Origin of the sequence: Streptomyces sp. WZ-12 (assembly GCF_028898845.1) — a bacterium.
Lineage (GTDB): Bacteria > Actinomycetota > Actinomycetes > Streptomycetales > Streptomycetaceae > Streptomyces.
Genome location: NZ_CP118574.1, coordinates 1257176 through 1279180, shown reverse-complemented (window position 1 = coordinate 1279180; position 22005 = coordinate 1257176). Strand labels below are relative to the sequence as shown.

The window sequence follows — 22005 nt, the reverse complement described above, 5'->3', positions numbered from 1 at the left end:
GGCTCCGGGCGGCGCTCCGCCGCCCCTCCGGCGGAGATCATCGGGTCGTACCCTGGTGAGGTGACCACGACCGCCTCCGGCGCCGGCTCCGGGCTCGACTCCCGCGACGTCCGCCGCATCGCGCTCTCCCTCCCGCAGACCGTGGAGAAGGAGGCGTGGAGCATGCCCACCTTCCGGGTCGCCGGGAAGATGTTCCTGACCGTGCCCGACGACGAGACCTCGTTCGCGGTGCGGTGCCCCCTCCACGAGCGCGGTGAACTGATCGCGGCGGAGCCGGCGAAGTTCTGGGTGCCGCCGCACGAGGCGGGTTCGCACTGGGTCCGGGTGCGGCTGGCCGCCCTCGACGACCGGGACGAGCTCCGCGACATCCTCGTCGACTCCTGGAAGCAGGCGGCCCCCGCCGACCTCGTCGCGGCCTATCTCACGACGGGCTGAACTCCCCGTCCGGCACCAGCACCGCCGCCCCCTGCACCCGGTCGCCCGCGAGGTCGGCGAGCGCCTCGGGGGCGCGGCCCAGCGGATACCGCATGGTGCTGACCCGGATGCCGATGCGCGCGGCGGTCCGGAGGAACTCCCGCCCGTCGAGCCGGGTGTTGGCGGTCACGCTGCGCAAGTTCCGCTCGTAGAAGAGGTGTTCCTGGTAGTCGAGCGGGGGGACGTCGGTGAGGTGGATGCCGGCCACCGCGAGCGTCCCGGAGCGGTCCAGCGCCGCCAGTGCCACCGGTACCAACTCACCCACCGGCGCGAAGAGGATCGCCGAGTCCAGCGGTTCGGGCGGCCGGTCGTAGGCGTCGCCGACCGACATCGCGCCCAGGGCGCGGGCCAGTTCGCGCGCCTGCGGGGACCGGGTGAGCACGTGCACCCGGGCCCCCTCGGCCACCGCCACCTGGGCCGCCAGGTGGGCCGAGCCGCCGAAGCCGTAGATGCCCAGCCGCCCGCCCGGTGGCAGCGCGGACCGTCGCAGCGCCCGGTAGCCGATGATCCCGGCGCACAGCAACGGGGCCAGCGTCTTGGCGTCTTGGGACTCCGGCAGCGGGTAGGAGTAGTCGGCCGGCAGCAGGGTCAGGTCGGCGAATCCGCCGTCCGCGTCCCACCCGGTGTACCGCGAGGCGGGGCAGAGGTTCTCGGCGCCGGACCGGCAGTAGCGGCACTCGCCGCAGGTGGCGCGGAGCCAGGCGCCGCCCGCCCGGTCGCCGACCCGGAAACGCGTCACCGCCGGACCCGCGGCCACCACCCGCCCCACGATCTCGTGTCCCGGTATGGTGCCCGGCCGGTGCGGCGGAAGATCACCCTCAGCGAGATGCAGATCCGTACGACAGACACCGCAAGCCTCCACCCTCACCAGCAGTTCTCCGGGACCGGGCACCGGAACGGGGCGGCGCACCGCCGTCAGCGGTCCCGAGGCCATCGGCCCCGGCCGCTCAACGGCCCACCCGGACAACGTCTCCGGGAGCCCGGCGCCCGCCATACCCCCAGCCTCCCGCCGGCCCGACGCCCCGGCAAACGCGGTGCCGCAGGTCCTGGCCGGATCGCGCGCGGCCAACTTCTACAGTGATGTAGATTTTCGCGAGCGTGCGACGGCGGCGGCCGTTCACCGGGCGTCCCCGAGGCAACGGTGCCGGTACCCGGCGGCGTCCTTGTCCACGGCGTCCGTGGCCGACGACCGCTCACCCAACGACCGCCGCACACAACGATCTGGGTACACAACGACCTGCGTACCCACCACCGAGGGGAGGATGTCCCGTGGGCATCATCAGTTGGATCGTGCTCGGGCTCCTGGCCGGGGCGATAGCCAAGTTCCTGCTTCCTGGGCGGGACCCCGGCGGGCTGGTGGGCACCACGCTCATCGGCATCGCCGGTTCGTTCATCGGCGGTTGGCTGTCGGCGAAGTTCCTGCACCGGCCGATCGCGCACAACTTCTTCGACGTCGCCACCTGGGTCGCGGCCATCGCCGGTGCCCTGGTCCTGCTCATCATCTACCGGTTGCTGTTCGGTAATTCCCGCGACTGAGCGCGCGCCGGCCCGGCCGTCAATGGCCAACTCCGTCCCAGTATGTCCGTTTCGCGCGTGACAGGGATCGCGGATTCGTCGACGGAATCCGGAACTGCCGTGCCGGCGCGTCCGTTTCCTGGGGAGACCGACATATGGGGAATCAGATGAGTGTGAACTTGAGCAAGGGCCAGAAGGTCAGCCTGAGCAAGGCCGACGGCGGCTCGTTGAGTGTGGTCCGGATGGGCCTGGGCTGGCAGGCCGCCCGCCGCAAGGGCTTCCTCGCCCGACTCACCGCCCGCGAGATCGACCTCGACGCCTCGGCCGTGCTCTTCGCCGGCCAGCAGCCCGTCGACGTCGTCTTCTTCAACCACCTGGTGAGCGACGACGGTTCGGTGCGGCACACCGGCGACAACCTCGTCGGCGGCGCCGGTCAGGGCGGCGACGACGAGTCGATCCTGGTCGACCTCCAGCGGGTGCCGGCCCACGTCGACCAGATCGTCTTCACCGTCAACTCCTTCACCGGGCAGACCTTCCAGGAGGTGGAGAACGCCTTCTGCCGCCTGCTCGACGAGGCCAGTGGCCAGGAGCTGGCCCGCTACACCCTCTCCGCCGGCGGCTCGCACACCGCCCAGATCATGGCCAAGGTCTTCCGGTCGGGCGGCGGTTGGGAGATGGCCGCGATCGGCGCGCCCGCCCAGGGGCGGACGTTCGAGGACCTGATACCCGCCGTCGTCGCGCATCTGTGAGGTGCCCGGCCCGGACGGTGCGGCGCCGCCGGGGGGCTTCCCCGGCGGCGCGCATCACGGGGAGTCGGACGCCGACGGCCCGGTGAAGCCCGGCCGGCCGTAATCCGGGCCGGCGAAGTCGGGGCTGGCGAAATCCGGGCTGGCGAAGTCGGGCGAGCTGAAGCCCGGACCGTCGGCCGGCGCCGGACGCCCCTCGCCCGCGCCGCCGACCACGCCGGCCGCGGCCGGGCGGGGGAGCGCCGGGCGCTCGGCGGCCGGCACACCGCGCACCGCGGCGTCGATCCGACCGAGCAGGAACGGCATGATCCCCCGCTCCAACAGGGCCAGTTGCCAGACCTCGTGCGCCCGGGCGGCCGCCGGGTCGGACTCGGCGGAGGCGTCGCCGGCGCGGTTGCGGGCGGCCGTCGTCAGCAGCCAGACCAGCCCGACCAGGGTCGCGACGACGGCGACCCCGGCGGACGTCCAGCCCGCCGTGATCAGGTTGTCGGCGAGGGAGGACGGGGCCACGGCGCGCAGCCCGAAGCCGAACAACAGGAAGACGGCCGCGGCGGTGGTGGCCAGCCCTGGTATCAACACCCCCAGCGCGGGCAGCAGTCCACCGCTCCGGGAGGTCGTGCCGACGCCGGACGGCGAGGGGACGACGCTGGCGGGCGCGTCGGCCGAGGCGGTGCGCAGCCGGAGCAGCTCGCGGTGTTCCGAGGCCGCCGTGGCGGCCAGGGTGTCACGGGACTGCAGCGCCGCGCTGCGCAGCTGCTCGGCGTTGACCGAACCGGCGGTGCGGGACAACGCGGCTCTGAGGTCCGGGGAGTTGAGGGCCTGGTCCAGGGTGCGCTCGAAGGCGAGAGCGTCCTGGGCCGTTAAGCGGTCGTTGTGGTGCACGTGTCATCCCCGATGGGTTGAGGGTCAATTGCCCGGGGGCCCGGCCCGCTTGCCGGCCGCGTCGCCCGGGCGGTGAACGGGGGGCGGCCACCGCTCAGACAACGCGGCGCGCTCCTTGATGGTTCCCTGGTTGCGCAATCCCTAAAGTGTTGCTCATGGACGAAACGAAGTTGGTGCAGGGCGCGATGACGGACGCGGCGCACTGGGAGACGGCAGTGCTGACCGGAGGGCCCGCCGACGGGGTGCGGCTGCAACTGACCGGTCGGCCGAGCGTGCTCCAGGTGAGCCATCCCTGTCGGGTGGAGAGTGCCCCCGAGGGCATGCAGATCGCGGCGCTGCACATCTACCGCCGCGACCTCAAGGTGAAGAGCGAGCCCCTGCGGTACGGCTTCGACGGGGTGAGCCCGTGAGGCCGGTGTAGGTGGAGGCGTGCCGGTGGCGGCCCGGCTTCAGTGCGCGGGGTTCGGGCCGGCTTCCTGGTTCGCGGGGGCGGCGGCCGGTCGCTCGGCGGTGCCGGGGGTGGCGCTGGCGGCCGGGGTGCCGGAGGTGGTGCCGGTCGCGGCGGCGCCGGGTGCCGCGTGGATCGTCCGCGGTGCCTCCGCCGACTCCTGCGGGCCGGGAGCGTAGGCCGCGGTGGGCGGCGTCCCGTCGTCCTCCCGCATCGCCTTGGTCTCGCTCTTGAGGATGCGCAGCGACTTGCCCAGCGCGCGGGCGGTGTCCGGCAGCTTCTTGGAGCCGAAGAGGAGGATCACCACGAGCGCCACGATCAGTAGATGCCAAGGTTCCAGTCCGTTGCGCAGCATCGCTGCCACCCTTCTCTCGTTTGTCACCACAGTCGGTGTGCGCGGCCGGTCTCGCGGGGCCGGGCTCACATTTCACTTGCTACATTGCGCAACTGTATAACCCTGGGCAGGGGGGATCCGTCTGCCGTCGGGAAATCGCACGGACGAGGGTGCACACGTGACACGCAGCCACAGGGCAGGAGGCGCACGGGGGGACGGGGCGGAGGCCGGGCGCGGGCCGGGCGCGGTCCGTACGGCGGCCGCGACGACCCTCTCGCTCCTGGTGCTGCTGGTCGCCGGCGCCGGCTGGCTCTACCTCCAGCTCAACGGGGACATCTCCACCTTCGGCGCGGACGGCCTCAGTCGGGACCGGCCCGCCGCCGGCGCCGGCGGCAACAACGTCCTGGTCATCGGCTCCGACTCGCGGTCCGGCGAGAACCGCAAGCTGGGCGGCGGCACCGGCGACGTGGGGCGCTCCGACACCGCGTTCCTGCTGCACGTCTACGGCGACGGCCGGCACGCGCTCGCGGTCTCCTTCCCCCGGGACGCGCTCGTCGGGATCCCGCCCTGCCGGATGCCCGACGGGACGTGGACGCCGGCCAGGTCGGCCGCGATGTTCAACTCCGCGTTCACGGTGGGCGGCACGGCCAAGGGGAACCCGGCCTGCACCCAGAACACCGTGGAGCAACTGACCGGAGTGCGGGTGGACCACACCGTCGTCGTCGACTTCGCCGGCTTCGCCGCGCTGACCACGGCCGTCGGCGGGGTGGCGGTCTGCGTGCCGCAGGACGTCTACGAGGGCGACCTCAACCCGCACCGGGGGGCCCGCGGCAAACGGCTCTTCTCCCGGGGGCCGCAATCCGTCTCCGGGCAGCGGGCGTTGGACTACGTCCGCCTGCGGCACGGCCTCGGGGACGGCTCCGACATCGGCCGGATCAAGCGCCAACAGGCGTTCACCGCCGCGCTGATCAAGAAGGTCAAGTCCCGCGGCATGAACCCCTCCACGCTGCTCCCGCTGGCCCGGGCGGCCACCGCGGCCCTCACCGTCGACCCCGGGCTGGGCTCCGCGGACCGGCTCCTCGCCTTCGCGCTGTCGATGAAGGACGTCGACCTGCGCGACACCAAGTTCCTGACCGTGCCCTGGCGTTACCAGGGCGCCCGGGTCGCGGTGGTCCACCCGGACGCCGACCACCTCTGGGCCGACCTGCGCGCCGACCGCACCATCGACGGCCAGGACGCCGGGGGCGGCCCGCACCGCGGCGCGCAGGAGGACCCCAAGGCCGCCGTCCCGACGCCCGTCGCCGCGCCGCCCGCGCCCGGCGCCGCCGTCGCGGTCTACAACGGCACCTCCGTCGCCGGGCTCGCCGCGCACGCCGCCGCCCAACTCCGGACGGCCGGCTTCACCGTGACCCGCACCGCCACCGCCGCGGCCCACCAGTACACCGCCACCGTCGTCGCCTACGGTCCCGGCCAGCAGGACCAGGCGCGGGCCGTCGCCCAGCAGTTCGCCGGCGCGGTGCTCCGGCAGGCCGCCGCGCCCGGCGTCAGCGTCACCCTCGGCCGGGACTACGCCGACGGCCCCGCCACCCCGCCGGCACACCGCGGCGGCGCGGCGCGCTCCGCAGCGGACGACCCGTGCGCCGATCTCTCGTACGGTTAGCGCCGGTACCTTGCGACGGTCGCCGGCACCGGTACGTCACTTGTCGCCCATGTCCCCCATGTCGCCACGATGTTGAGGAGAAGATCAGCCCATGTCAACCCTTAGCCGGCCCTCCCCCGGCGCGATGCCCAGAGCCGTTCCCGGCGCCCTGTCCAGAGTCCTGGCCGGACTCCTGCTGGCGGCCCTGGCGCTGCTCGGCGCGGCGGTGGCCGCGCCGCAGCTGGCGCACGCCGCGGGCGGCGGCCTGGACGCCGTCGCCGAGGCCCTCAAGAAGAGCCCGGTGTACGTCGATCCACGGGTCCGCGACCAGCTCCCGGACGCCGACCGGAAGGCCCTCGCGCAGAAGATACTCGACGCCGACAAGCCGGTCTTCGTCGCCGTCCTGCCCGACGCCCCCGAGTTCCCCCAGAAGACCCTGCTGCAGGACCTGCGCACCAAGGTCGGGATCACCGGCGTCTACGCCGTCCACCTCGGCGCCAACGGATTCAACGCCGGCGCCGACGGCCAGGTCCTGCCCCGCAACGCGGTGCACAACCTCAAGGACGCGGCGCGTGACTCCCACAAGGGCGACACCAAGGCCATGGTCACCGAGTTCGCCCAGCAGGCCGCCGCCCAGGCCCGCGGCGGGGCGCCCGCCTCGTGGAACGAGGGCGCGGGCGCCGGCGGTTCGGGTACCGGGCTGCTGATCGGCGGCGCCGTGGTGGTCGCCGGCGGGGTCGGCGGCTACGCCCTCTTCCGCCGGGCCAAGAAGCAGCGGGAGGAGCGCGAGCGCGCCGAACTGGAGACGCTGCGGGTGGTCGTCGACGAGGACATCACCGCCTTCGGCGAGGAGTTGGAGCGGCTGGACTTCACCCCGTCCGAGCCCGGCGCCACCGACGCGATGCGCGCGGACTACAGCGGCGCCCTGGACGCCTACGACCTCGCCAAGACGAAGATGGCAAAGGCCCACCGCCCCGACGACGTCCGCCCGGTGACCGAGGCGCTGGAGGACGGCCGGTTCGCGCTGGCCACCCTGGCCGCCCGCCGCACCGGCGCCCCGTTGCCCGAGCGCCGGCTGCCCTGCTTCTTCGACCCGCGGCACGGCCCCTCCACCGTCGACGTCGCGTGGGCCCCGCCCGGCGGCGCCCCGCGCCCGGTCCCGGCCTGCGCCGCCGACGCGGCCCGCCTGGCCGACGGCCTGGAGCCGATGTCCCGCACCGTCCAGACCCCGGGCGGCCGGCAGCCCTACTGGGACGCCGGACCGGCCTACTCCCCGTGGGCCGGCGGCTACTTCGGCGGCGGCAGCGTGCTCACCGCGATGGTCGCCGGCACCGTGCTCGGCTCGGTGCTCAGCGCCCCGAGCGCGTACGCCGACTCCCCGTCGTTCCTCAGCGGTCCCGAGGGCGGCACCGAGTCCGGCGCCGACTTCAACCCCGGGGACTTCGCGGGCGGTTTCGGCGACGGCGGCGGCTTCGACGGCGGAGGGTTCGGCGGCGGCGACTGGTGAGCCGACCGACCTGTTAGCCGTTCCCCCCGAGGGCGGGCCCGCGGATCAGAGCTGCGATCCGTCGGGCACGCCCTCGGGCGCTTCCGCGCCGCGTTCCCGGCGCGCGTACCGGGTGCGCGCGAACGCCAGCGCCGCCCCGTAGAGCGTCAACACGACCGAGAGCAGCAGGTAGTACAGCGGCGGCGGGGCCGACATGGCCAGCACCGGGGCCAACGGGGAGACCGGCAGCAGCAGCCCGACCACCGCCAGCGCGGTCACCGCCAGGTGGACCGGACCGACCGTCCGCCCCTCCGCGGCCCGTCGCCCGGTGCGCAACAGCAGCATCACCATCCCCTGGGTGAGCAGGTTCTCGGTGAACCACCCGGCGTGGAACATCGTCGGGCTGTCCACCCCCGCGGTGGCCCGCGCGGCGAGCGCCAGCGCCCCGAACGTCGCCAGGTCGGCGGTGGCGTTGATCACGCCGAACGCGGTGATGAAGCGCAGGAACACCCGCGGCCGCAGCACCGCGGGCCGGCGCGCCGCGCCCGCCGCCGGCCGGTCGAAGGCGAGCGAGAGCTGCGCCGCGTCGAAGCAGAGGTTCTGCACCAGCACCTGGGCCGGCAGCATCGGCAGGAACGGCAGCAGCAGCCCCGCCGCCAGCATCGCGATCACGTTGCCGAGGTTGGACGACAGCGTGATCCGCAGGTAGGCCGAGATGTTGCCGCTGGCCAGCCGGCCGGTGGTGATCGCCCGCTCGATCGCGGTCAGGTCCTTCTCGGCCAGCACCACATCGGCGCCCTCCCGCGCCACCGGCACCGCATCGCGCGGGCAGATCCCGACGTCGGCCGCGTGCAGCGCCGGCAGGTCGTTGACCCCGTCGCCGAGGAACCCGGTGGTGTGCCCGGCCGCGCGCAGCGCCGTGACGATCCGGGCCTTGTCCTGGGCCGTGCAGCGCGCGACGACCGTGGCCCGCCCGACCGCCTCGGCCAGCGCCGGCCCGTCCAGCCCGGCCAACCGGCCGGCGGTGAGCACCTCGCCCGGCTCCAGTCCCAGATCCCGGCAGGCCCGGGCCGCGGTGCCGGGATGGTCGCCGGTGAGCACCTTCACCGCCACCCCGCGCTCGGCCAACACCCGCAGCGCGTCCGCTGCCGACGGCGCCAGCGCATCGCTCAGCGCCACGAAGCCGAGGAAGGTCAGCCCCCGCACGTCCGCGTCGGTGTACGCGCCGAGCCGGGGGCGGCGGTCGCCGCGGGCCACGGCCAGCAGCCGCAGGCCGCCGTCCGCCTCCGCGGCGGCGCTCCGCAACAGCCGCTCCCGGGCCGCCCCGTCCAGCGCCACCTCCCGCCCGCCGGTCCGCAGCCGCCCGCACCGGGCCAGGACGTCCTCCACCGCGCCCTTGACGACCAGGGTGTGCGAGCCGTGCTGCCCCGGGCGGCGGACCACCGCCGTGGACGTCCGCACCGCCGGGTCGAACGGCAGCGCCGCGATCCCGTCGAACTCCAGCGGATCCGCGCCCATGTCGTCGGCGGCCGTCAGCACCGCCTCGTCCAGCGCGTCCGGGACCGGCAGTTCGGCCAGCTCGATGGTCCAGAAGCTGTTGACCGCCGCCAGGCGCAGCACTTCCGGATCGGGCGCACCGTCCGGGTCCACCGACCGCACCACGACCGGCCGGTCCTGCGTGAGGGTGCCGGTCTTGTCCAGGCACAGCACGTCGATCGCGCCCAGGTCGTGCAGCGCCGGCAGCCGCTTGACGATCACCCCGCTGGTCCGGGCCAGCAGCGCGGCGCCGCGGGCCAGCGCGGTGGTCACGATCACCGGCAGCATCTCCGGCGTCAGCCCGACCGCGACCGCCACCGCGAACGGCAGCGTCTCCAACCCCCGCCCGCGCAGCGCCGCGTTGGCCATCAGCACCAGCGGCGGGGTCAGCAGCATGAAGCGGATCAGGGTCCAGGCGATGCCGTGCACCGACCGGTCGAAGGCGGTCTCGCCGCGCCGCCGGGCCCGCTCGCGGTAGGCCGCGGCGAACCGGGTGTCCCGACCGGTCGCCACCACCAGGCCGGTGCCGCTCCCGGTCGCCACGCTGCTGCCCTGGAAGCACAGATGCGGCGGCTCCTCCCCGTCCTGCTCCGCGGTGGGCGGGGCGTCCAGGGCCCGCTTCGGCACCGGCGCTGACTCCCCGGTCAACGCCGCCTGATGCACCGTCAGTCCGTTGGCGCGCAGCAACCGCACGTCCGCCGGGATCAGATCGCCCGGCCCCAGCCGCACCACGTCCCCGACCACCAACTGGTCGACCGGGACCTCCCGCACCTGCGGCGGCGCCTGCGCATCGGCCCGGCGCTGCACCGACGAGGTGGTGGCGACCAACTCCCGCAGCGCCGCCATCGCCCGACCCGCCTGGTGCTCACCGCCGGACCGCAACGCGCAACTGACCACCACCAGCGTCATGATCACGCAGGCGGTGCCCCACGAGGCGACGGCCGCCGAGACCAGCGCCAGACACAGCAGCACCGTGGTGAACGGATCGCGCAGCGCCCCCAGGAACCGCCGCGGCCAGGACACCGGCCGCCACGACGGCACGGTGTTCTCCCCGTGGCGCGCCAGCCGCTCCTCGGCCTCGGCCTCGGTCAGCCCGCGCGGCCCGCTGTCCAGCCGCCGCATGAGCTGCAACGACGTCAGCGCCGCCGACTCCTCCGTCCCGGCACCGCCCGGTGGCTCCACCGGGCCCGCGCACACCGCCTCCGCATCCGGGGGCACCGGGCTCGCCCCCGACACGGCGGTGGTCTCAGGCACCGAGCCGGCGCAGGCGGGCCGGTGCCGGTGTCGGGGGTGCGTTGCGGGCGGCGAGTTGGGTGACGAGGGTGCGCATCACGGTGACGGTTTCGGGGTCGTCGACGAAGTAGACGACGCGGCGGCCTTCGCGGCGGGAGCGGACCAGGCCGGCCAGTTTGAGTTTGGAGAGGTGTTGGCTGATGGCGGGTAGGGCTCCGCCGACCCGTTCGGCCAGGCCGCTGACGTCGCTCTCTCCTTGGGCCAGTGCCCAGACGATGTGCAGTCTGGGGGGCGAGGCCAGCAGGCCGAACACCCCGGCCGCCTCGGCCAGCACCTCGGCGGACGGGTCGGCCATCGCCTCCCCCTCGATGCTCCTCACCACTGCCGCACTCCGTCCTCCCGCGCCGCTTGCACCGGAGCGCCCAGTGTAGGCGGCGCGCCGGATCCGCCGGCAGGCCGAAGCCGGCTGTTGATCGGCGCGCGCGCAGTGCCCGGCCGGCCGGCTGCCCGCATGATGGCGGAGCCCCACCGGCGCCCCTCCCACCCCGCGAGGTCTGATCATGGACGAGAGCCGGCCCCTGCCGGACGCCCGGGCGGTACGGACGGCCCCGGCGCCCGCCCGCGCCGAACGCCGGCCCACCCCGGAGTCCCGGTCAGCGTCCCGCCCGCGCCCCTGGCTCGCCCTCACCGGCGCCGCGTTCGCCCTCCTCCAACTCGCCCTGGTGGTCCCCGGGACCGGCCTGGGCTGGGACGAGACGGTCTACGCCAGCCAGGTCGCCCGGGACCTGCCGGCCGCCTTCTTCAGCGCGCCCCGGGCCCGCGGCATCACCTACCTCATCGCCCCCGTCGCCGCGCTGACCCCCGACGCCACCGCCCTGCGGATCGCCCTCGCGGTCCTGTCCGGCGCCGGGCTGTGGGCGGCGCTGCGGGTCTGGCGGCCGCTGCTGCCCACCCGGGTACTGGCCCTCGGCGGCGCCCTCTTCGCCACCCTCTGGATCACCCTCTACTACGGCCCGCAGGTCATGCCGAACCTGTGGTCCGCCTACGGGGCGCTCGCCGCCACCGGCTGCTTCCTGCGCGCCGTCCAGGACCGCGGGGACCGCCGGGCGCTCGTCGGGCTCCCGTTGGCCGTCGCGGTCGTCGCGCTGATGCGCCCGCCGGACGCCGCCTGGCTGGTGCTGGTACCGGCCACCGCGGCGCTGGTGGTGCCCCGTTGGCGGCGCCCCGCGCTGGTCCCGTTGATGGCCGGCGGGCTGCTGCTGGGCGCCGCGGACTGGCTCGTCGAGGCGTACGCCCACTACGGGGGCCTGCTCGCCCGGCTGCACCGCGCCGCCGAGATCCAGGGCGGCATCGGCTGGCACCTCGCCGTCGGCGCCCAGCTCCGCAGCCTGGACGGGCGTGGGCTGTGCCGGCCCTGCGACGTGCCCTGGACGCACCCGGTCACCGCGGTGTGGTGGTTCGCGCTGCCGCCGCTGACCGCCGCCGGCGTGCTGGCCGCCCGTCGGGCCCGGCGCACCGCCACCGCCGTGCTGCCGGTCGCCGTCGCGGCCGCGACGGCGGTGCCCTACCTCTTCCTCCTCGACTACGCCGCACCGCGCTTCCTGCTGCCCGCCTACGCCCTGTTGGCGCTCCCGGTGGCCGACGGCCTGTGCCGACTGGTCGCCCCCGAGGGGCAACTCCGGCCGCGCCCCGCGGCCCTCCTCGCCGTCGCGCTCGCCGTCCACCTGGTCGTCCAACTCGCCGTGCTCACCGGCAACACCGCCCGCAACCGCCACATGCGTCGGGACTTCACGGCCGCGGCCGACGCCCTGCACGCGCTCGGGGTCCGCCCGCCCTGCGTGCTCTCCGGCGATCACGCCGTCCAACTCGCCTACTACGCCGGCTGCGCCTCCCGACAGACCGCCGGACCCGACGCCGGCACCACCCCGGAACAACTGGTGGCCGAGGCCGCCCGCCGGCCGGTGGCGCTGCTCGTCCCGCCGGCCGCCGCCCCGCCCGCACTCGCCCGCGGCTGGCGGCCCGCGCCCCTGCCCGACGTCGCCAGCTTCCGCGGCTACCGCGTCTACCTTCCGCCGGCCACGACCGCCCGGTGACGCGCCGGCCCATGCCCGGCGAACTCCCGTGAACCCAGAATTCATCCGCTCTCCGCCCACTCGTACGGACCCGAGGCTTCCGCACCGTGTTTGATCGAGAGACCGTGGAGCACCCCCACCACGCCCCGTCACCTCGTCGCACCCAGCAGTTCCGGAAGTGGGTCCATGACCGCGATCAGCACCGGCCACGCCGAACGGGCCCGCCGGCTGCGCGCCGCCGAGGATGCCGCCGAACTCATCGGCACCACGCTGGACGCCCGCACCACCTGCCGCGAACTGGCCCGCTTCGCCTGCCGCTCGCTGTGCGACGCCGCCGCGGTGGAACTGCTCCCCGACGAGGTCGGGCCGGTCGCACACGAGCGGGACGCGGGCGGCGCACCCGAGGCGGCCGTCGCGTCCCCGGCGGCGCTCCACCGCGTCGCGATCGAGGGCCGCACGCCCCTGCTGGAACTGCACGGCCCCGCCGCGACCGCCCCGGTGTCGGTCCCGCTGCTCGCCCACGGGCAGTTGCACGGCGTCCTGCTCGCCGCCCGCGCCGGCGGCGGCTTCACCGCGCACGAGACCGCCACCCTCCACCACGCGGCCCGCCTGGCCGCCGTCCACCTCGCGCACGCCCGCCGGCACGCCGCCGCCCGGCGCACCGCCCTGGACCTCCAGCGCGCCCTCCTGGCCGAGCCCGGCCGGCCGCACCCCAACCTGGAGCTCGCCACCCGCTACCTGCCGGCCGACAGCGGCACCCTGGTCGGCGGCGACTGGTGCGAGACGGTCCGACTCCACTTCGGGCGGACCCTGTTGGTGATGGGCGACGTGATGGGGCACGGCCTGGAGGCCGCCGTGGAGATGAGCGGCTACCGCGCCGCGCTCCGCTACGTCGCCTCCGCCGAACTGCCGCCCCACCGGGTGCTGCGCCAACTCGACGCCGCCGCGGCCCGGGACGACCGCCGCCCGGCGACCTGCCTGCTGGCCCAGATCGACCCGGCCCGCGGCATCGCGGCCTTCGCCAGCGCCGGCCACCTCCCGCCGGCCGTCTTCGGCGCCGACGGCACCGCCCGACTGCTGCCGGTGCCCGCCGGCCCGCCGCTGGGTACCGGCGCCGGCGGCTACGAACCCGTCAGGTGCCCGCTCACCGCCGACGACACCCTGCTGATGTTCACCGACGGCCTGGTCGAGCGGCGCGGCGAGGACATCGACGTCTCGCTCGCCCGGCTCGCCGGGACGCGGCTGCCGGCCCGGACCGGCGTGGCCGCCGCCCTCGACGAGGTGCTGCTCCGCCTCGGCGGCCGGCACGCCGAGGACGACGTCGCGGTGCTGGCCGCGCGGATCCGCCGCCGCTGACCGGGCCCGTCAACCCGGGCCGTACCCCGGGGGCCGGGTGATCGCGACCATGGCCACGTCGTCGCCCAGATTGCCGTCCGCGTACCGCAGCAGATCGTCGTGCAGCCGCCCGATCAGCGCCGCCGGATCGGGCTCGTTCCACTCGGCCAGCCGCTCGGTCAACGGGTAGAACGCCCCCGAGCGGTCCCGGGTCTCGATCACCCCGTCCGTGTAGAGCAGCAGCACCTCGCCCGGCCCGAACGCGAAGCTCTCCACCTTGTAGTCGCCCTCCGCCGGGGCCGTCAGCCCCAGCGGCACCGCCGGCGCGGCGACCTCCAGCGACCGGATTCCGCCGCTCCCCAGGACCAGCGGTGGGGGGTGTCCGCAGTTGACCAGTTCGACGCACGGGCCGTCGTCGTAGACGTCCAGGACCAGGGCGGTCACGAAGGACTCCGGGTCCTCCTCCGGGGCGTGCGCCATGTTCCAGTGCACCGCGTTGCCCAGGTGCGCGACGGCCGCCGGCAGCGCGAGGTGCTGGTAGGCCGTGCCGCGGAACGCCCCGACCAGCGCCGCGGCCTCCCCGATCGCGGTCAGGCCCTTGCCGCGGACGTCCCCGATGACCAGCCGCGTCCCGCCCGGCACCGGCACCGCCGCGTAGAGGTCGCCGCCGATCTCGGCCTCGGCCTCCGCGGAGATGTACGCCGACTCGATCCGCAGCGCCCCGCTCCGGCGCGGCAACGGCCACAGCAGCACCTGCTGGGCGGCGACCGCCACCGTGCGGACCTGGCTCAACTGCCGCTGGTGCCGGTCGCGGGCGTAGCGGAAGAGGGTGACCAGCACCGAGATGATGACCAGCGCGGCGATCTGCGCCTCGTGGTTCGAGGTGGTGATCCCGCCGTGCAGGAAGCCGATGAGGATCTGCGCGGCCACCGCCAGGGCCCCGATGGCGCCGGTGAGGACGGGGCCGGCGAACGAGGCGGTCAGCGCCGGCGCCGCCACCAGGAACGGGCCCAGGTGGACGGTGGTGGGCGTGGTGAGGTCCAGCACCGTGACCGCCGCGATCAGGGCGAGCGGCAGGGCGATCAACCCGTGGCTGGGCCGCCAGGGCCGGCCGCTTCGATGACGACGGTGCCGGACGCGCATACCTCTTCTCTACACCTGGGCCGGCCCCCGCGCCCGTAGGGCGTACCCCGCCGCCGGCCGCCGACGGGGCCGGACGGCGGGGTTCCGGGGCCGGGCGTCCCCGGTGGGCCGCCGCGACCCCGCCGCGCCCCACCGCGACCGTCCGGCCCGGTCCGCCGGTCGGTCAGACGCCCGGCGGCAGGTGCGTCGGCCGGCCCGAACCGCGGGTCAGGCGGTAGCCGCCGATGCCGGCCAGCGCCGCCAGTACGCCGCCGATCGCGGTCCACACCCAGCGGTCCGACCACCAGCCCGAGGACCAGCCGCCGTCCGGCGCGCCGTCCGCGGCGGGCGCCTGCGTCGCGCCGCTCTGCTGCGGCTTCGGCGACGCGGCCCCGGCGCCCGGCACCAGGGGAGCGGACAGCTTCCCGTCCACCGCCTGGGCGCCGCCCGCGTCGGCCGCGGACGCCTCGACCTCCGTCTGCACCGGTTGCCCCAGCTCCTCCTGTGGCAGGTCGACGGCGGTCAGCCGGACGTAGTAGTTGCCGGGCAACGGGTCGTTGGACCACTGCTCGGCCCAGCCGCGCACCGTGCGCAGCGCGCAGGACAGCTCGACCGCGTCGGCGTTCTCGGCCGCCGCCCTGGTCTGCACGCCGTAGCGGCACGCCTGCCGGCGCCGCAGCCCGTCGTACACGTCCAACTGCCAGGCGGCCGCGCCGTGTCGGGCCGTCTTCGGCAGCGTGACCTTCGCCTTGACGGTGACCCGCTGCCCGACGTCGGCCGGCAGCACCCAGTACAGGTAGTCGCCGGTGGAGGCGCTGGCGGTGGCCCGCTGGTCCAGGGCGAGCGGCGTCGCGGTACGGAAGGAGGTGCCGGCCTCCGTGGGCCCCTTGGCGGCGTCCCCCGCACTGCTGGCGCTGGCGCTCGGGCCGGGACTGTCGGCGACCGCCGCGCCGGCCCCGACGAACGCCACCGCGGCGGCGCTCACCACCACCCCGGCACCCCGCATCGCACGGGCAGTACGCCCCGTCATCTTGCCTACACTACGCATCAGTTGGTCCTCCAGACGGTGACGCGCCAACGGGAGATCCAGCCCCACGCCAGGCCGCCCACCAGGCCGGTGAGGACCAGGGCGCCGAGCAGCCACCAGCCCCGGCCGAGGCCGAAGGAGGCGACGTCGGAGGCGTCGTGCGGCCCGTCGACGAGGTCCACGGCCAGCTCCACCGGCAGACCCGGGTCGGTCTTGACCGAGGGGCCCGCCGAGAAGGAGTTGCTGACCTGGAGGCAGACCGTCTCGGGGGCGTCCCCGGCGGCGGCGTCATCGGCCTTGGCGTAGCGCAGCCCGGTGGAGATCACGTCGGTCCGGCCGTCGCCGGCCTCCGCACCGCGGACGATCTCCCGACCGTGCACGGTCGAGGCGCGCAGCAGCACCCCGTAGTCGTTGTTGACCGCGCGGTCCGCGCCGACGCTCACCGAAGCGCGCAGCTCCTGGCCCGGCTTGACGTTCACCCGGTACCAGCGGTGCTCGGCGAACTTCTCCCGGTCGGTGAACAGACCCGGCTTGAGCTCCGGGGCGGTGGCGCACTGCGCGGCGCCCTTGGTCGCCACCGGAGTGACCACGGGCCGCGCCGTCCGGTCCACCAACTGGTGCACGCGGTCCCGGAGTTGGTCGGTGTGCTGCACCGAGGTGTAGGTACCGCCGGTCGCCTCGGCGATGCAGCTCAACTGGCTGCGGGTCTTGGCGTCCGGCAGCAGCCCGAGGGTGTCGACGGTGAGGTGGATGCCCTCGGCGGCGATGTCCCGGGCCACCTGGCAGGGGTCGAGCGGCTGGCAGGTGTCCTCGCCGTCGGTGATCAGCACGATCCGGCGCTGTCCGTCACCGCCCTTGAGGTCCTTGGCCGCGGCCTGTAGGGCCGGGCCGATCGGCGTCCATCCGGTGGGCACGAGCGTGGCCACCGCGGTCTTGGCCTCGGTCCGGTCGAGCGGCCCGACCGGGTAGAGCAGCTTGGTGTCCTTGCAACCGACCTGACGGTCGTTGCCCGGGTAGTTGGCGCCGAGCGTCCGTATGCCGAGCTGGACGTCCTTGGGGACGGCGTCCAGCACCTCGTTGAACGCCTGCTTCGCGGCGGCCATCCGGCTCTGCCCGTCGATGTCCCGGGCCCGCATCGAGCCGCTGACGTCGAGCGTCAGCTCCACCTTGGGAGCCGATGTCTGGGGAGCCGATGCGGCGGGCTCCCCGGTGGGCTCGCCGGCGACGGCCGACGTGGGCAACAGCCCCACCGCCATCGCGGCAAGCAGTCCGCACACCCCGGATGCCAGCCTTCTCCTGGTGATCCGTTTGGTGATCGTTGTGATGATCATCGCCGGATCGTACGGAGACAATGGCTCACCGCCAAAATCGCCCCACGTTTTCGGCTGTCCCGCCGTGGGGGTTGCTGTTCTTCGCGCCTGTGGTGCGGGCTTCGTGTCCGCTGCGCGGGGCTGTCGAGTGCGGTGCCGGGCCTGCGGGGCAGGGTGTTCGGACTGCTTCGCTTTACGTCCGAACACCCTGCCCCGCAGGCCCGTCCCCTCCCGCGGAGGGTGGGTAAAAGACGGTGGGTGCCACGTTCTGCCGGTGGGTCAACTCGGGCCCCTGGAGCGAGCAGTGACCGTCAGGGGGATGAGTGACGACGATCGCCGGAGTGACGGGTCCCGACGGTCAGGGGACCACGATGGCCAGTCCCCACCCACCAGTCTTCCCACCCCCAGCGGGAGGTGACGGGTATCGGGGGTTGGTATGCCAGACGTAAAGCGAAGCAGTCTGGCATACCAACCCCCGATACCCGTCACCGCACCCCGACAGCCCCGCGCAGCGGCAACAAAGCTCGCGCCGCAGGCGCAAAGAACAGCAACCCCCACGGCGGGACGGCCGACAACGTGGGAAGCCAGCCAAGCGCAGCGAACTGGCGTGATCGCCCATGTCGCCCGTCCCCGAACGTGGGTAACTTCGCGCGTATTCGCGACGGAACGGAGACCTGCGCATGCCGCACTTCGGCGACTACCAGCACGAGATCTACGCGGCCGGACTGGAAGGCGAACTGCCCACGCTGCCCATGACGTTCGAGGAGTTGGCGGCGCGTACGGAGGCCGCGTTGCCGCCGGCCGTCTGGTCGTATGTGGACGGCGGGGCCGGGGACGGGCGGACGCAGCGGGCCAACGTCGCGGCCTTCGCGCGGTGGGGGCTGATGCCGCGGATGCTGGTCGGTGCCGCCCAACGGGACCTGACCGTCGAGCTGTTCGGTCGGACGTTGCCGTCGCCGCTGCTGATGGCGCCGGTCGGGGTGCTGAGCCTCTGTGCGCAGGACGGGCACGGGGAGCTGGCCGCCGCGCGGGCCGCGGCCCGCACCGGTGTGCCGATGATCGCCTCGACCTTCGCCGAGGACCCGATGGAGGCGGTCGCGGCCGAGTGCGGGGACACCCCCGGCTACTTCCAGCTCTACACCCCGACCGACCGGGAGTTCGCGGAGAGCCTGGTGCGCCGCGCGGAGGCGGCCGGCTTCCAGGGCATCGTGGTGACCCTGGACACCTGGACCCTCGGCTGGCGTCCGCGCGATCTGGCCCTCGCCAACTTACCCCAGGCGCACGGCCGTTGCCTGGCCAACTTCACCTCCGACCCGGTCTTCCGGTCCCGGCTGCGCAAGCCGCCGGAGGAGGACCCGGCCGCCGCCATCGACCTCTACGCCAGCGTCTTCCGCAACCCGTTGACCTGGGATGACCTGCCCTGGCTGCGCTCGCTGACCGAACTGCCGCTGATCCTCAAGGGTTTGAGCCACCCGGAGGACGTCCGCCGGGCCCGGGACGGTGGCGCGGACGGCATCTACTGCTCCAACCACGGCGGCCGGCAGGCCGACGGCGGCCTCCCCGCGCTCGATGCGCTGCCGGGCGTGGTGGCCGCCGCCGACGGTCTGCCGGTGCTCTTCGACTCCGGGGTGCGCTCCGGCACCGACGTGGTCAAGGCGCTCGCCCTCGGTGCCACCGCGGTCGCGGTCGGCCGGCCGTACGCCTACGGGTTGGCGCTCGCCGGCACCGACGGCGTGGTGCACGTCCTGCGGTCGCTGCTCGCGGAGGCCGATCTGCTGATGGCGGTGGACGGCTATCCGACCCTCGCCGACCTCGGCCCGAACTCCCTGGTGCGCCTCTGAGCGGTGTCCGGGGAGCCCCGCGGCGCGCGCCGCCGCCGGTCGGGCGCTGGGTGGCGGGCCGACTCCGGCCGGGGGCGACGGGCGGGCGTAAAGGCCACCGGGAGCGGGAAGTGGTTAACGGCGAACCGAGCGGGTCGAGTTCGTGCCACTGCGAGGGGGGTCCCTTGGCGGCCGCTGTGCCATCGTCTCCGGAGCCACTGACTCTGGAACCGCGCCTGGAGCGGCGCCTCGCGGCGCTGCTCGGCGCGGGCGGCTTCCTCCCCTCGCTCGTCGACGCGTTGGGCTCGCCGTTGAGCGTGGTGCTGCCCGAGCAGATCGCGGAGAACGCCGAGCGGTTCCGCGCCGCGTACGGCACCCACCGGCTGGGCGGCCGGGTCTACTTCGCGCACAAGGCGAACCGTTCCAGCGCGCTGCTGCGGCGGCTCGCGGCGACCGACGCGGCGGTGGACGTGGCGTCGTTGGGCGAGCTGCAGCACGCCCTCGGCGCGGGGTTCACCCCGGACCGCATCATGGCGACCGGGCCGAAGAACCGCGAGTTCCTGTGGCTGGCCGCCCGCACCGGCGTCACCGTCAACGCCGACTCCGGCGGCGAGTTGGACGAGCTGGCCGCGCTGGTGCGCGCCCACCACCTGGCCCGAATACCGGTGGTGCTGCGGCTGTCCGCCTTCGACGGGCCCGGTGTGCGGGTGCTGTCCCGGCCCAGCCGCTTCGGCACCCCGGCTGGGGAGTTGGACGCCCTGCTCGACACCGTCGAGCGGCACGCCGACGCGTTGGAGCCGCTCGGCGTCGGCTACCACCTCGACACCACCAGCCCGGAGGAGAAGGCCCGCGCCCTGGAGGGTTGCGTCCGGGCCATGGACGCCTGCCGGGCCCGGGGGCTGCGGCCGCGGGCGGTGGACATCGGCGGCGGCTTCGGCGTCAACTACCTCGCGCACGCGGCCGAATGGGAGCGTTACACCTCCGAGCTGACCGCCGCCGTGCTCGGCCAGCGACCCCCGCTCACCTGGCGCGGCCACGGCTACGGGCTCCGCAACGACGGCGGCACCCTGCGCGGCGCGCTCGGCCTCTACCCGGCCCACCGCCCGGTCGCCGGCGCCCGCTACCTCGACGAGCTACTGGCCATGCCGGCCCCCTCGTTCGGCGGCCGCTCGCTGGCCACCCTGCTGCTGGAGAACCTCTACGACCTCTACACCGAGCCGGGCCGGGCGCTGGTGGACCAGTGCGGGCTGGTGCTCGCCCGGGTGTTGGAGGTGCGCCGCACGGACAGTGGGGAGCCGCTGGTGCGGCTGGCGATGAAGGCCGACGACGCCGCGCTGGAGGAGCACGGGGTGCTGCTGGACCCGGTGCTGCTCGGGCGGGACGGCGCCCGCGTCACCCGGGGCGGCGACGGCCCCGCGGCGGGGGTCTATCTGGCCGGCAGCCTGTGCCTGGAGGCCGACCTGATCACCCGCCGGATGGTGTTCCTGCCCCGACTGCCCCGCCCCGGCGAGCTGTTGGCGTTCGCCAACACCGCCGGCTACTGCATGGACTTCCAGACCAGCCGCGCGCAGCACCAGCCCGTCGCGCGCAAGGTCGCCGCGTGGGAGGAGGACGGGTCCTGGCGCTGGTGCCTCGACGAGCAGTTCTGGCCGATCACACGTCCAGGGGGAGAGCGATGAGGTACGAGAGCATCACCGAGGCCATCGGGAACACCCCGCTGGTACGGATCGATCCGGCCGTGCACGGTCTGCGCCACATCGACCTGTACGCCAAGCTGGAACTGCTCAACCCCTTCGGATCGGTGAAGGACCGCGCGGCCTGGAACATGGCCCGGCCGGGTCTGGCCGAGGCGGTGGAGCACGGCAGCCAGGTCGTGGAACTGTCCAGCGGCAACACCGCCAAGGCGCTGGCGGTGATCGCGGGGATGCACGGGCTCCCGTTCAAGAGCGTGACCAACCGCATGCGGATACCGGAGATCAAGGACCTGCTCCTGCTGCTGGGCGCGGAGATCGAGGAGCTGCCCGGGCAGAGCGAGTGCCTGGACCCCACCAACACCGAGGACCCGCTCACCCTCTTCCACCGGGAGCTGTCCGGACCCGGCACCAGCTACCTCCACACCGACCAGTACTTCAACCCCCGCAACACCGAGGCGCACGCCACTGGCACCGGCCCGGAGATCGTCAAGGACCTGGACGGCCGGGCCCCCGACTACTTCGTCGCCTGCGTGGGCACCGCCGGCTCGTCCACCGGGGTGGCCCGGGTGCTGCGCGAGCACGACCCCCGGGTGCGGGTGGTGGGGCTGGTCGCCGCCAAGTCCGACTTCATCCCCGGCATCCGGACCCTCGACGAGGTCCACGAGGTGGGCCTGTTCGACCCGGCGACGTACGACACCGTGGAGTCGGTCGGCTCCGACGAGGCCATCGAGGGGATGCTGGCGCTGGCCCGGCGCTGCGGCATCCTGGCCGGCCCCACCGGCGGTGCCGCGTATTACGGGACGGTGCGTCATCTTCGGGAGATCGATGAGCAATTGACGGAGGATCAGGCCGCTGGTGAGGAAGTGGCGCGCAGATCAGCCGTGTTCATCGTCTGTGACCGGATCGAGAGTTACCTCAGCTACACCAAGCGGCGCCGGCCCGATCTGTTCCGGCAGCCGGTGCGCCGCAACGACCCGGCCGACCTGACGGACGCCGAGATCGCCGCGGCTCCCGCGATCGACACCCAGGAGGCGCAGAAGTGGCTGGAGCGGGACCGGCCGCTCGTCGTCGATCTGCGCAGCCCGTTCGCCTATGCCGCGCTGCACATCGAGGGGGCGATCAACATCGTGGACCAGCTCTTCGACGAACTGGTGCGGGGCGGGCTGCCGTTCAGCACCCGGCAGCCCGTGCTGCTGGTCTGCCCGGTCGGCGAGCAGTCCGCCCGTTACGCGGCGCTGCTGACCCGCATGGGCCATCCCGACGTGCGCAGCCTCACCGGGGGCGTCATCGCCTGGCGGGACGCCGGCGCGCCGCTGGTCAGGGATTAGCGCG

19 protein-coding genes are annotated in these 22005 nt (G+C 74.4%); 11 read left to right on the top strand and 8 right to left on the bottom strand.

The window, feature by feature from the left end; translation table 11 throughout:
• The first annotated feature begins 60 nt into the window (after positions 1-60).
• A complete protein-coding gene (locus PV796_RS05230) occupies positions 61-435 on the top strand; it encodes an MmcQ/YjbR family DNA-binding protein (RefSeq protein ID WP_274911724.1) in 375 nt (124 codons plus the stop codon).
• Here the strand turns inward: PV796_RS05230 and PV796_RS05225 are convergent.
• Positions 422-1468, bottom strand: coding sequence for a zinc-binding alcohol dehydrogenase family protein (locus PV796_RS05225; RefSeq protein WP_274911723.1), 1047 nt, complete (start codon positions 1466-1468; stop codon positions 422-424). The two genes, PV796_RS05230 and PV796_RS05225, sit on opposite strands and share 14 nt — an antisense overlap.
• Before the next feature lie 275 nt (positions 1469-1743).
• On the opposite strand from PV796_RS05225, the gene PV796_RS05220 reads away from it, so the two are divergent.
• Positions 1744-2010 (top strand): GlsB/YeaQ/YmgE family stress response membrane protein, encoded by a 267-nt coding sequence (locus tag PV796_RS05220; protein ID WP_274911722.1) that lies wholly within the window; start codon positions 1744-1746, stop codon positions 2008-2010.
• Positions 2011-2156: 146 nt separating this feature from the next.
• The gene (locus tag PV796_RS05215) at positions 2157-2738 is read left to right on the top strand and encodes a TerD family protein (RefSeq protein ID WP_274911721.1); all 582 of its coding nucleotides are present in this window, start codon (positions 2157-2159) and stop codon (positions 2736-2738) included.
• 54 nt (positions 2739-2792) lie between these two features.
• Here the strand turns inward: PV796_RS05215 and PV796_RS05210 are convergent, their stop codons facing one another.
• Entirely contained in the window at positions 2793-3617 is an 825-nt protein-coding gene (locus PV796_RS05210; protein WP_274911720.1) for a hypothetical protein, read from the bottom strand.
• A 155-nt stretch (positions 3618-3772) separates the two neighbouring features.
• On the opposite strand from PV796_RS05210, the gene PV796_RS05205 reads away from it, so the two are divergent.
• On the top strand, positions 3773-4027 hold the full coding sequence (locus tag PV796_RS05205) for a hypothetical protein (protein WP_274911719.1): 255 nt from the start codon (positions 3773-3775) through the stop codon (positions 4025-4027).
• A 39-nt stretch (positions 4028-4066) separates the two neighbouring features.
• On the opposite strand, the gene tatA is transcribed toward PV796_RS05205, so the two are convergent.
• Positions 4067-4420: a Sec-independent protein translocase subunit TatA gene (gene tatA, locus PV796_RS05200; RefSeq protein ID WP_274911718.1), complete on the bottom strand. Its 354-nt coding sequence runs from the start codon at positions 4418-4420 to the stop codon at positions 4067-4069.
• Positions 4421-4577: 157 nt separating this feature from the next.
• Here tatA and PV796_RS05195 point away from each other — a divergent pair, with 157 nt between their 5' ends.
• On the top strand, positions 4578-6059 hold the full coding sequence (locus tag PV796_RS05195) for an LCP family protein (RefSeq protein ID WP_446750560.1): 1482 nt from the start codon (positions 4578-4580) through the stop codon (positions 6057-6059).
• A 91-nt stretch (positions 6060-6150) separates the two neighbouring features.
• A complete protein-coding gene (locus tag PV796_RS05190) occupies positions 6151-7545 on the top strand; it encodes a hypothetical protein (RefSeq protein ID WP_274911717.1) in 1395 nt (464 codons plus the stop codon).
• Positions 7546-7590: 45 nt separating this feature from the next.
• Here the strand turns inward: PV796_RS05190 and mgtA are convergent, their stop codons facing one another.
• Entirely contained in the window at positions 7591-10314 is a 2724-nt protein-coding gene (gene mgtA / locus PV796_RS05185) for a magnesium-translocating P-type ATPase (RefSeq protein WP_446750559.1), read from the bottom strand.
• A complete protein-coding gene (locus PV796_RS05180) occupies positions 10307-10648 on the bottom strand; it encodes an ArsR/SmtB family transcription factor (protein WP_274918871.1) in 342 nt (113 codons plus the stop codon). The genes mgtA and PV796_RS05180 overlap by 8 nt, the downstream gene beginning before the upstream one ends.
• Before the next feature lie 205 nt (positions 10649-10853).
• Here PV796_RS05180 and PV796_RS05175 point away from each other — a divergent pair, with 205 nt between their 5' ends.
• Positions 10854-12386 (top strand): hypothetical protein, encoded by a 1533-nt coding sequence (locus PV796_RS05175; protein WP_274911716.1) that lies wholly within the window; start codon positions 10854-10856, stop codon positions 12384-12386.
• A 165-nt stretch (positions 12387-12551) separates the two neighbouring features.
• Entirely contained in the window at positions 12552-13721 is a 1170-nt protein-coding gene (locus PV796_RS05170) for a PP2C family protein-serine/threonine phosphatase (protein ID WP_274911715.1), read from the top strand.
• Between the two features lie 9 nt (positions 13722-13730).
• Here the strand turns inward: PV796_RS05170 and PV796_RS05165 are convergent, their stop codons facing one another.
• From PV796_RS05165 to PV796_RS05155, 3 genes are all read right to left on the bottom strand, one after another.
• Complete coding sequence (locus tag PV796_RS05165; protein ID WP_274911714.1) at positions 13731-14843, bottom strand: PP2C family protein-serine/threonine phosphatase; 1113 nt, start codon at positions 14841-14843, stop codon at positions 13731-13733.
• Between the two features lie 163 nt (positions 14844-15006).
• The gene (locus PV796_RS05160) at positions 15007-15852 is read right to left on the bottom strand and encodes a hypothetical protein (RefSeq protein ID WP_446750558.1); all 846 of its coding nucleotides are present in this window, start codon (positions 15850-15852) and stop codon (positions 15007-15009) included.
• Between the two features lie 17 nt (positions 15853-15869).
• Positions 15870-17180 (bottom strand): VWA domain-containing protein, encoded by a 1311-nt coding sequence (locus PV796_RS05155; RefSeq protein ID WP_274911713.1) that lies wholly within the window; start codon positions 17178-17180, stop codon positions 15870-15872.
• Between the two features lie 659 nt (positions 17181-17839).
• On the opposite strand from PV796_RS05155, the gene PV796_RS05150 reads away from it, so the two are divergent.
• From PV796_RS05150 to PV796_RS05140, 3 genes are all read left to right on the top strand, one after another.
• The gene (locus tag PV796_RS05150) at positions 17840-19000 is read left to right on the top strand and encodes an alpha-hydroxy-acid oxidizing protein (RefSeq protein WP_274911712.1); all 1161 of its coding nucleotides are present in this window, start codon (positions 17840-17842) and stop codon (positions 18998-19000) included.
• A gap of 176 nt (positions 19001-19176) precedes the next feature.
• Positions 19177-20658 carry a Y4yA family PLP-dependent enzyme gene (locus PV796_RS05145; RefSeq protein WP_274911711.1) on the top strand — a complete coding sequence of 494 codons (1482 nt, stop codon included), beginning with the start codon at positions 19177-19179 and terminating at the stop codon, positions 20656-20658.
• Positions 20655-22001, top strand: coding sequence for a pyridoxal-phosphate dependent enzyme (locus PV796_RS05140; RefSeq protein ID WP_274911710.1), 1347 nt, complete (start codon positions 20655-20657; stop codon positions 21999-22001). Before PV796_RS05145 ends, PV796_RS05140 begins: the two co-directional genes overlap by 4 nt.
• The last annotated feature ends 4 nt before the right edge of the window (positions 22002-22005 follow it).

Bases quoted from the DNA above. Each gene is read 5' to 3' on its own strand.
- PV796_RS05180 (WP_274918871.1), bottom strand. From the start codon at position 10,648: ATGGCCGACCCGTCCGCCGAGGTGCTGGCCGAGGCGGCCGGGGTGTTC.
- PV796_RS05150 (WP_274911712.1), top strand. From the start codon at position 17,840: ATGCCGCACTTCGGCGACTACCAGCACGAGATCTACGCGGCCGGACTG.
- PV796_RS05140 (WP_274911710.1), top strand. From the start codon at position 20,655: ATGAGGTACGAGAGCATCACCGAGGCCATCGGGAACACCCCGCTGGTA.
- PV796_RS05165 (WP_274911714.1), bottom strand. From the start codon at position 14,843: ATGCGCGTCCGGCACCGTCGTCATCGAAGCGGCCGGCCCTGGCGGCCC.
- PV796_RS05215 (WP_274911721.1), top strand. From the start codon at position 2,157: ATGAGTGTGAACTTGAGCAAGGGCCAGAAGGTCAGCCTGAGCAAGGCC.
- PV796_RS05170 (WP_274911715.1), top strand. From the start codon at position 12,552: ATGACCGCGATCAGCACCGGCCACGCCGAACGGGCCCGCCGGCTGCGC.
- PV796_RS05190 (WP_274911717.1), top strand. From the start codon at position 6,151: ATGTCAACCCTTAGCCGGCCCTCCCCCGGCGCGATGCCCAGAGCCGTT.
- PV796_RS05205 (WP_274911719.1), top strand. From the start codon at position 3,773: ATGGACGAAACGAAGTTGGTGCAGGGCGCGATGACGGACGCGGCGCAC.
- PV796_RS05225 (WP_274911723.1), bottom strand. From the start codon at position 1,468: ATGGCGGGCGCCGGGCTCCCGGAGACGTTGTCCGGGTGGGCCGTTGAG.
- PV796_RS05160 (WP_446750558.1), bottom strand. From the start codon at position 15,852: ATGACGGGGCGTACTGCCCGTGCGATGCGGGGTGCCGGGGTGGTGGTG.
- tatA (WP_274911718.1), bottom strand. From the start codon at position 4,420: ATGCTGCGCAACGGACTGGAACCTTGGCATCTACTGATCGTGGCGCTC.
- PV796_RS05155 (WP_274911713.1), bottom strand. From the start codon at position 17,180: ATGATCATCACAACGATCACCAAACGGATCACCAGGAGAAGGCTGGCA.
- PV796_RS05175 (WP_274911716.1), top strand. From the start codon at position 10,854: ATGGACGAGAGCCGGCCCCTGCCGGACGCCCGGGCGGTACGGACGGCC.